Origin of the sequence: Serratia sp. root2 (assembly GCF_031931805.1) — a bacterium.
Classification (GTDB): Bacteria; Pseudomonadota; Gammaproteobacteria; order Enterobacterales; family Enterobacteriaceae; genus Serratia; species Serratia inhibens.
Window position 1 is genome coordinate 192,340 of record NZ_JAUJXB010000001.1, and the last position, 9,597, is coordinate 201,936.

The window sequence follows — 9,597 nt, forward strand, 5'->3', positions numbered from 1 at the left end:
CCGCCTGGTGGGATTGACTCTGAATCAGGTTGGCCCACCACGACTGGACATGAAAAATGGAGTCTCACGCAGAGAAGTTATACACCCCCGTAGCGCTGGCAACGGCGGACGGTATCAGAGTTATTGCAACGCCTGGCGCGAAAGCGGCAGATAAAAGTAACGCTGATGTGATTATCCAGGGTCTTGAAGCACGCGGCATTCAACACATATTCCTGGTACCCGGCAAGCTCGTGTATCCACTGATTAAATCCATTGAACATTCTGGCATTACCGGCATCGTTGGCGCTCATGAGACCGCCTGCGGTTTTATGGCCGATGGCTACGCCCGTGCCAGCCGCAAGTTCGGCGTTTGCCTCGGTATCTCCGGCCCGGGTACCATGAATTTCCTGCCGGCGATGGCTGCGGCGCAGGCCGATAAAATCCCGGTGCTGTATCTGGCCGGTGGCATCGCCACCTATCATGAAGCGCAGGGCGCTTTTCAGGACGGCAGCAACAGCGGCATCGATGAGCTGACCATCGTCAAACCTCTACTTTCTGCCGCCATCGAAGTGAAAAATAATCTGACGTTGCAGCACGAGCTGCGGCGCAGTTTGTCTTGCCTGAACACCCAACGCAAAGGCCGTGCGTATTTGAGCGTGCCGGTCGACATGCAAAAGAAAGTGGTGGCCGGCAATCATGCTGCAGATCCGCAGCGCACGCCGCAGTGCCGCGAGGCGGCTATCGATCAGCAGGGACTGGATCAGGTGCTGAACGATTACCTGCTGCGCGGTTTGAACGTGGCCTGTCTGGTGGGCAACCGCATGAATAACCCGCAGGACGCCGCACTGCTGCTGCGCCTGGCGGAGAAATATCGTCTGCCGGTCGCCACCACGTTGTCCGGTAAGGGGGCGTTTCCCGAAGGGCACGAGTTGGCGCTTGGCCTGTATGGGTTCGCCGGCCACACCCGTGCGGTAGAAACCATCAACGGCGATGAAGTGGACGTGCTGCTGGTGCTGGGATGTGATCTTAGCCAGCGAGACAGCCTGAACTGGAACCCGCGGCTGCATGGCACCAAAACGCTGGTGGTGATTGACGAAGATTTTGACAAGGTCAGCTCGCACTATCAACCGGACATGCAGATTTTCTCCAGCCTTACCGGCGGCTTGCAACACCTGCTGGATGCGGTTGGCGACGGTGACATCCACCTGGCAGGCATCAAAACGCTGCGGAATGGCTGGCTTGAGCAGGTGCGACAACTGCCGCTTGAACAGCAACAGCCCGATCTGCAGGCGCGGCAGGCGGCGGGCGAAGCCAACATGTACCCCGGCGATGTCATCAAACGTATCCGCAGTCGTATGGACGAGGACACCAACGTAGTGGTCGACTCCGGCGCGCACCGTATCTTTATGGCCCACCACTGGCTGGCCAGCGGGCGGGGTGACTATCACACCTCAAGCTCCCTGGCACCGATGGGGTGGGCGATATGCGCCGGTATTGGCATCAAGCTGGCGGCACCGCAGCGTGACTGCGTAGTGGTCACCGGCGACGGCTGCATGCTGATGCACGGCATCGAGATCCAGACCGCCGCTCGCTATCAGGTTAAAATGACCTTTGTCGTAATGAACAACAGCGCCCATGGCGCCATGCATATCGACACGCTTCAGAACCGTGGCGTATCGGCCGATTACACAGCCCTGCCGAATCACGACTGGAAGGCTTTCGCCAACAGCCTGGGCGTCGCCTCAGCGAAGGTGGCGACGCTGGAGGAACTGGATGAGGCGCTGGCCGCTGCGGCCGAGTACGATGGCCCGTTCCTGATAGAAGTGATAGTAGGAAATCATGTGGCGCCTAATCGATACTATGCCGAGAGCATCGTAGAATACGAACAGCGTATCAAAGGGTTGTAAGGGGGGCGGTGTCTGGAGGCCGTCGTTAATTATCCTTTGTATCACGCCATTTCTGTTCTTATTCACAGGGTCATGGAGCGATAACAATGTATAAATTGATACTTCTGGCATTAACGATGGCATTTCAGGGGAGCGCGCAGGCTGCTGAAGATCACGGCGAAGGGATCAGTAAAGAAACCTTGCTGAAAACCGAAACCTCGTGGGAGGGCACGCCGTACGGGCAGTATCCGGCCGGTGCGCCTCAGATCACCATGTTGAAAGTGACGGTGGAGCCGAATAAGGTGCTTTCCTGGCATACCCACCCGTGCATCAGTGCGGTGTACATGACCGGCGGCAGCGTTTCTCTCACGGTAAAAAAAACCGGCGTGAAGCACACCTTTAAGCAAGGGGATTCCTTTACCGATACGGTAGATATCGTTCATCAGGGCGTCTCTGGCGATAAAGGGGCGGAGATGCTGGTGTTTTTCGCTTGTGCCGACAACAAACCACTGACGGTGAAAACCGCCGAATAATAGTGTCTTTCAAGCTGCGGCGTTGTTGACTGCACTGCCCGTAGGGGGCGAATATGTTCGCCCCGTTTGACAGGGGGCAGCCTGGCTGCAACTTGCCCCCATAGGGTATGGATTATTTTTTACAGCCCGTTTGGGGTGTATTCCGAGGAAATCATGGTTGCTTTGTGGATGGTCGTCGCCAGCGGGTTCTTTGCGCTGATGGGGGCAAGTGTCAAATTGGCTTCGGCCAAAGTTGGCTTTTTCGATATCATTTTTTATCGATCCTTTATTAACGTACTGATCGTCGCCGCGCTGATTAAAGTTAAAAATCTCGGTTTCCGCACGCAGCACCTCGGTTTGCATATGAAACGCGCCGCCATCGGCAATGCGGCGATGTACTGCGGCTTTTATTCGCTGATCCATCTGCCGATCGCCACTGCCACTACGCTGGGTTACACCAACCCGATATTTCAGTCGGCGATTGCTTTCGTAACTTCCAAAGGCCAGTTGACCGGCAAACTGCTGTTTTCGGTATTGCTGGGGTTTATCGGCATCCTGGTGTTGCTGCGCCCGGATACGCCGAATGGCGAGTATGTCGCCACCCTGATTGGTCTGTTATCCGGGTTGTTGACCGCGCTGGCTTATTTCAATGTCGGTAAGCTGGTGCGCAGCGGTGAGCCGGAGTTGCGGGTGGTGTTTTATTTCTCGCTGGTGGGCACGGTGATTGGCTGCGTGATGACGGCGGCGATGGGCTTTACGGCCCTGGACAGCGCCATGATGCTGTGCGTAGGCGCCATTGGCGTATTCGGCAGCCTGGGGCAAATCACCATGACCCGCGCTTATGGCAGCGGCAATGCGGTGATTGTCAGCATCTTGTCCTACAGCACCATCATTTTTTCCACGCTGCTCGGTTATCTGCTGTTTGGCGAAAAACTGTCTTATATTGCTGCGGCCGGCATGGCGTTGATTATTCTTTCCGGCGCATTGGCCATTTTGAAACGCAATCCGGCGAAGGCCTCGAAGGCTGCGGCGGTATAACAACAAAGGAGAGGGCGAATGGACTTGTGCCCAGCCAGGGAACTGGCGCGCTATGGACTGTTTGGCATTGTGGCGACCCTCTGCATGGACCTGGTAAATTTTATTGCCTCGTCCGTCGGGGTTATCGGTAAGCTGAATCTGGTTTTTATCGGCAATTTGGTTAATCAGTGGGGGCAGGGGCAATTTCTGTTCTTGCGGCCCGATGATATTCCTCAGGTGCCGCACGCTTTATTATTGGGTTACGGTGCGCATTATTTTGCAGGCATCGTCCTGGCGCTCCTTTTTTATTATTTTATCTTTTCCGTTTATCACCCACGCCGCGGTGCCTTGTGCCGGGGCGTTATTTATGGCCTGGTTTGTTCGCTTATATCGTTATGTTTAATTTATCCCTCGGTTGGATTAGGTTTTTTCGGCAGCGCCGCCAGCGGTGCCGATCTGCTGGTGGCCAGCCTGGTCAACCATGCCGTATATGGTTTGGTATTAGGCATTTGCGGTATTTGGCCATGCCGGCAGGCGGTTTGCGTGCTGCGTTAAAACGGTCATATTTGCTCCGCTCATGCATTAATGAATCACTGTGATGCATTCTTGGCTATTTTTGCCGTTATACCCAAACGGTATGATGAACGCGTTTCCTGATTGAGTTTGGTTTTCAGGACAGAATGTTTATCCAGCTTGTTTCGGGAGAGAAAAATGTCTGAAGGTGTCGCTGTTGATGAAGCAGCTAAAGCGAATTCGGGCACGTCGCATTTTGCCATTCTGCTGTTTTTAGCGCTGGCATTAATGTCTGCATTGCTCAATAGCAGTGCGCCGACGCCGCTTTATCCGCTTTATCAACATGAATTGGGTTTAAGCTCGGTCAGCCTGACAATTATTTATGGCGCTTATGCTGCAGGCGTGCTGATTTCACTGTTTGGCGTCGGCAACATGGCCGGCAAGGTGAAAGACTTGCGCAGCATGATTGTGCCGGCGCTGCTGGTGGTTTTGGCCGGTGCGCTGTTGTTTTCGATGGCCGATTCGTTTTTGATGATGTTTATGGCGCGGCTGCTGGCCGGGATTGGGACCGGAGCTCTGACCGGGGCGGCCAATATTGCGCTGGTGCGTTTTGGGCCGAAAGATGGCGGTAAGAATGCGGCGCTGATCGCTACGCTGTCATTTACCCTTGGCCTGGCGTTGGGGCCGATTTTCAGCGGCGTGGCGCTGCAAACCGGATTCCATACCACTTCATTGCCCTTCATTATCATCATGGCGGTGGCAGCGGTAGCGGCACTGGGCGTGATGCTGAAATGGCCGAGTGAAGTGGTGGTGCTGCCGGTAAGCGGAGCGCCGGTGGCTGCCGCACCAGAAAAGAGTTCGTTGGGTGACGGCCTGCGTGCCACAGGCGGCAAGTTCTTCCTGTGTGCGGGTGCGCTGTTTATCTGTTGGGCAGTCGCCGCCAGTATTCTGGCGATTGGCCCGAGCGTATCGGAAAAGCTGCTGGGCATGCACAGCCGTGGCGTTTACGGTTACGTGATTGCCGTTTACCTGGTGATTGCCGGCATCAGCCAGATCCTCAGTCGTCGCATTAATGCGCGGCACTCGCTGATGTTCGGTTGCCTGGCGCAGGCGCTGTCGGTGGTGGTGTTCGCCGAGGCGATCCAGATCCACTCGCTGGGTCTGGCAGCGGCAGGGATGGTGATTGCCGGTTATGCCTACGGTGCGATTTTTGTCGGCAGCGCCACGCTGGTGAACCTGATTTCACCGAAGGCCAGCCATGCAAGACTGATTTCGCTGTTTTACGTTATTGCTTATATCGCCAACTGGGTGCCTATCCTGTTGGGGGTAGTGATCGACCATGCCAGTCTGCATCTGGCGGTCAATCTGTTATTTGTGGTCAGTGCCGTGGTGTGCTTGATTTTGAGCTTCATGGTGACCCGCGCGGGTTTCCCGCGCTGATACCCGCCGTTTATCAAGCCGTAGCGCGGTTGGCTGCAGCTTGATATTCATAGGGTATAAAAAGAATACTTTAGCCACGCAATGTGGCGAACGATTTCCCTGGTGTTGTTGTGTGTCATTTCCAGCGTGCTTGCCACGCTGGTTTTTTTTGTGACAAATTCCGCAAATCTGTAATTTCAATTTCTCTTATTACATAATTTTTGTGACTTGATTCACATAAATTTGCCGGTTTTCGAGTACACTGCGCGCTTTCTTTTCTGCCGGGTCGATTTATGAACGTTATTTTCGCCATTGCCGTCACTACCGGAATTTTGTCCGGCGTCTGGGGATGGGTCGCCGTCAGCCTGGGGTTGATCGGCTGGGCCGGCTTTCTCGGTTGCACCGCTTATTTCGCCTGTCCACAGGGCGGTCTTAAAGGGTTGTTGATTAGTACTCTGACCAGCTGTAGCGGAGTTTTTTGGGCGATGGCGATCATTCATGGCAGCGAGCTGGCGCCGGGTTGGAGCATGCTTGGCTACCTGCTGACCGGCATAGTGGCCTTCCTGATGTGTATTCAGGCAAAACAGCAGTGGCTGGGATTTGTGCCCGGCACCTTTATCGGTGCTTGCGCTACCTTTGCCGGCGGGGGCGACTGGCCGCTGGTGACGGCGTCTTTATTGGTGGGGCTGGTGTTTGGTTACGCGATGAAAAACAGCGGGTTGTGGCTGGCGGCGCGCAGCGAGAAAGCGAAAATGCCGGATGCGGCTACCGGGCATTCAAATAGTGCCACCGAGTGAGATACGGTAGTGCAGGTCAACGCGCTCGATGCACTGCACCCCTTTTATACGCTTCAGCAGGATCTCGGTGGCTACCTTGCCGATATCAAATCGTGGGGTAATCACGCTGGCGATGCCCGGCGTGGTAGCTTTACCGATATCCAGGCCGTGAAAACCTGACAGAGCGATGTCCTGCGGGATAGTTAACCCGAGCTGCAGGCACTCCTGCAACACGCCCACCGCCAGATCGTCGTTAGTGCACAGTATGCCATCCAGCTCAGGATAAAGGCGACGCGCCATCGCCAGCATATCGGAGCCTACCGAGACCGATGAAACCTTATGCGGTGTGATCTGGCGCGGGGTCAGCCCCTGATTTTCCATCGCCCGGCAATAGCCCTGAAAACGTTTCAAGTCGCGCGCATCGGACATGGCGCCGAAATAGACCACCTGGCGTTTGCCGCTGGCAAGCAGCGCTTCGGTCATGTCATAACCCGCCTGATAGTTATCGAACCCCACGGCAATTCGCCCCGCCGGGCCTTCCAGATCCATCACCTGCGCCACCGGGATTTTTGCCGCCGCCAGATACTTTTCCGCCCGCAGAGTGTGCTGCGAATCGGTCAGGATCAGCCCGGCGATCGGGTAGGCCAGCAACTGGACGATGTGCTCTTCCTCCCGCTCGCGGCTGTAGTCATAGTTCACCACCAGCGTTTGATAACCCTGCTCCAAAGTGACGGATTCTATGCCTGCCAACAGATCGGCAAAGATCTGGTTGTTGAAGGAGGGGACCAACACGCCGATGCGCGGTTTTTGGTTCGCACGCACTTCATCAGTGTCGGTGAAGTTAACCTCTTTCATCACTTCGGCAATGCGCGCGGCGGTGTCGGCCGCCACCTTTTCCGGCGTACGCAGATAGCGGCTGACGGTCATTTTGGTCACGCCGGCGAGCAGCGCGATATCTTGCAGCGTAACGCGTTGGTTCTTCATTCTGGGGCCTTAACAGGGTGGGGCGGAGAAATCGCGGATAAGTCCATGTTAGCAAATCGATTTGGCGATAACAATCGATGTAAAAAAGTATAAAAACCCTATTTTTCAATTAAATATATTAATTTTTTGGCCTGTGCGGATGCGCGGCTTCACGTTAAAGGTAACAGCTTTTAGTAACATGATTTTAAGTGATGCAGCTCACGTTTTTGCCGGCGGCAATCCGGTGAGATAGGCGCCTGTTCTAACTGAATGACAGGGATCGGGGAACCTTATGAACAACTTATTTTCGCTGGATAATAAAAAAATACTGATTACCGGCGCTTCACGAGGCATTGGTTTTCTGCTGGCGCGTGGGCTGGCCCAGTACGGTGCCCATATTTTGGTCAATGCCACCAGCCGGGAAAACGCGCAACGCGCGGTGGATGTTCTGCGGCGTGAAGGCTTCAGCGCCGATGCTGTCCCTTTCGACGTGACCGATTCGCAGGCCATTCACGCTGCCATTGAGCAGATTGAGGCGGAAATGGGCGGGATTGATGTGCTGATTAACAACGCCGGTATCCAGCGCCGCCATCCCTTTACCGAATTCCCGGAAAAAGACTGGGACGACATTATTGCCGTCAATCAGAAAGCGGTGTTTATGGTGTCGCAAACCGTGGCGCGCCATATGGTGCAGCGCCAAAGCGGCAAAATCATCAACATCGGTTCGATGCAGAGCGAACTGGGGCGCGACACCATTACGCCGTATGCCGCCTCCAAGGGAGCGGTAAAAATGCTGACGCGCGGCATGTGCGTGGAGCTGGCGCGTTACAACATTCAGGTGAATGGTATCGCACCGGGCTATTTCAAAACCGAAATGACCCAGGCGCTGGCGGATAACCCGGAGTTTACCGCCTGGCTGACCAAACGCACCCCGGCCGCCCGCTGGGGCGATCCGCAGGAGCTGATTGGCGCGGCGGTGTTTCTGTCGTCCAAAGCTTCGGACTTTGTTAATGGTCATTTGCTGTTTGTCGATGGCGGCATGTCCGCTGCGGTATAACGACCTGTTCAACGGAAAATCATGATGAAAATTCAAACGCGGTCCTGTGTGGTCAACGGCAAATATGACGTGGCGGTGGTGGAGCAGGAAGTGGAATATCAGGGAAACGGCACGCTGGTGAAAATCACCCGTGGCGGTATTTGCGGTTCAGATCTGCATTATTACCAGGAAGGTAAGGTCGGCAGCTTTCAGGTGCGTCAGCCGATGGTGCTTGGCCATGAGGTGATCGGCGAAGTGGTGGCCAGCGATTCGGCTCTGCTGACACCGGGCCAGAAGGTGGCGCTAAACCCCAGCAAGCCATGCGGGCAGTGCAAGTATTGTCTGGCGAACCAGCAAAACCAATGTACCCAAATGCGTTTTTTCGGCAGCGCAATGTATTTCCCGCATGTTGACGGTGCTTTCACCCAATACAAGGTGGTCGATAGCGTGCAGTGCGTTGCGTTCGCCGCCGATCGCGATGAAAAGGTGATGGTGTTTGCCGAACCCTTGGCGGTGGCGATCCACGCCGCGAAGCAACCTGGTGAGGTCGAAGGGAAAAAGGTGTTCGTGTCCGGTGTCGGCCCGATAGGCTGCTTATTGGTTGCGGCGCTGAAGGCGCTGGGGGCCGCTGAAGTTGTCTGCGCCGATCTCAGCGCGCGCTGCCTGGATATTGCCGGGGAAATGGGGGCCGACGTACGTTTGCATGCCGCCGACGACGATTTCAGCGGTTATCTGCAGGACAAAGGTTATTTTGATATAGCCTTTGAGGTTTCCGGCCATCCGTCGTCTTTACAGCGTTGTCTGGAAATTACTCGCGCCAAAGGGACAGTGGTACAGGTGGGTATGGGCGGCAGTTTCCCTGATTTCCCGCTGATGCTGTTGATTGCCAAAGAGTTGAACCTGCTGGGATCGTTTCGTTTTGTTGAGGAGTTCTCGTTGGCGGTGGCCTGGCTGGCCGAAGGGACCGTCGATCCTCTACCGCTGCTTTCCGCCGAGTTCGATAACCGGCAACTGGCGCAGGCGCTGGAGTTTGCCGGTGACAAGAGCCAGGCTGCCAAGGTGCAATTGGTGTTCTGATTTTAGCCAATAGTCTGATGGCGTGGACCGGCGATCCTTGTCTATAGTTAAGAACCGTTTAATTTTTTAACCACGGAGAATTTAACATGGCGAGAAATACGGATGCGGATCAAACCACGCTGGATGACGATCTGAGAATGCTGAGCGACACGCTGGAAGAAGTGTTGAAATACTCCGGCGATCGCGCCGATCAGGCCTATATCGATATCAAGGCCAATGCGGAACAAGCCTTGAGCGAGGTTAAGTCGCGGCTGGCCGACACTACCGAGTCCTACTATGCACGGGCCAAGGATGTCGTTTGTCGCACCGACGGCTACGTGCGCGAAAAACCTTGGCACAGCGTAGGCATTGGCGCCACGGTCGGTTTGGTGCTGGGCTTGTTGCTGGCGCGCAAATAACGGCCTGTTGAGATTGGGCGC

10 protein-coding genes are annotated in these 9,597 nt (G+C 55.3%); 9 read left to right on the top strand and 1 reads right to left on the bottom strand.

Features of this window, described 5'->3' with window-relative positions; translation table 11 throughout:
- Positions 1-56: 56 nt before the first annotated feature.
- From QZQ97_RS00945 to QZQ97_RS00970, 6 genes are all read left to right on the top strand, one after another.
- Positions 57-1,886, top strand: coding sequence for a thiamine pyrophosphate-binding protein (locus QZQ97_RS00945; RefSeq protein WP_311991842.1), 1,830 nt, complete (start codon positions 57-59; stop codon positions 1,884-1,886).
- An 86-nt stretch (positions 1,887-1,972) separates the two neighbouring features.
- Positions 1,973-2,398 (top strand): cupin domain-containing protein, encoded by a 426-nt coding sequence (locus QZQ97_RS00950; protein WP_311991843.1) that lies wholly within the window; start codon positions 1,973-1,975, stop codon positions 2,396-2,398.
- Between the two features lie 153 nt (positions 2,399-2,551).
- Positions 2,552-3,415, top strand: coding sequence for a DMT family transporter (locus QZQ97_RS00955; RefSeq protein ID WP_311991844.1), 864 nt, complete (start codon positions 2,552-2,554; stop codon positions 3,413-3,415).
- A gap of 18 nt (positions 3,416-3,433) precedes the next feature.
- Entirely contained in the window at positions 3,434-3,949 is a 516-nt protein-coding gene (locus QZQ97_RS00960; RefSeq protein WP_311991845.1) for a DUF6789 family protein, read from the top strand.
- Positions 3,950-4,105: 156 nt separating this feature from the next.
- A complete protein-coding gene (locus QZQ97_RS00965) occupies positions 4,106-5,347 on the top strand; it encodes an MFS transporter (protein ID WP_311991846.1) in 1,242 nt (413 codons plus the stop codon).
- Between the two features lie 272 nt (positions 5,348-5,619).
- A complete protein-coding gene (locus QZQ97_RS00970) occupies positions 5,620-6,123 on the top strand; it encodes a DUF1097 domain-containing protein (protein ID WP_006317966.1) in 504 nt (167 codons plus the stop codon).
- Here QZQ97_RS00970 and QZQ97_RS00975 read toward each other — a convergent pair.
- Positions 6,103-7,086: a substrate-binding domain-containing protein gene (locus QZQ97_RS00975; protein WP_311991847.1), complete on the bottom strand. Its 984-nt coding sequence runs from the start codon at positions 7,084-7,086 to the stop codon at positions 6,103-6,105. The genes QZQ97_RS00970 and QZQ97_RS00975 overlap by 21 nt on opposite strands.
- Positions 7,087-7,357: 271 nt before the next feature.
- On the opposite strand from QZQ97_RS00975, the gene idnO reads away from it, so the two are divergent.
- The 3 genes from idnO (at position 7,358) to elaB (ending at position 9,576) form a co-directional block, all read left to right on the top strand.
- A complete protein-coding gene (gene idnO / locus QZQ97_RS00980) occupies positions 7,358-8,122 on the top strand; it encodes a gluconate 5-dehydrogenase (protein ID WP_311991848.1) in 765 nt (254 codons plus the stop codon).
- A 24-nt stretch (positions 8,123-8,146) separates the two neighbouring features.
- Positions 8,147-9,178, top strand: coding sequence for an L-idonate 5-dehydrogenase (gene idnD / locus QZQ97_RS00985; protein ID WP_311993853.1), 1,032 nt, complete (start codon positions 8,147-8,149; stop codon positions 9,176-9,178).
- An 86-nt stretch (positions 9,179-9,264) separates the two neighbouring features.
- The gene (gene elaB, locus QZQ97_RS00990; RefSeq protein ID WP_311991849.1) at positions 9,265-9,576 is read left to right on the top strand and encodes a stress response protein ElaB; all 312 of its coding nucleotides are present in this window, start codon (positions 9,265-9,267) and stop codon (positions 9,574-9,576) included.
- The last annotated feature ends 21 nt before the right edge of the window (positions 9,577-9,597 follow it).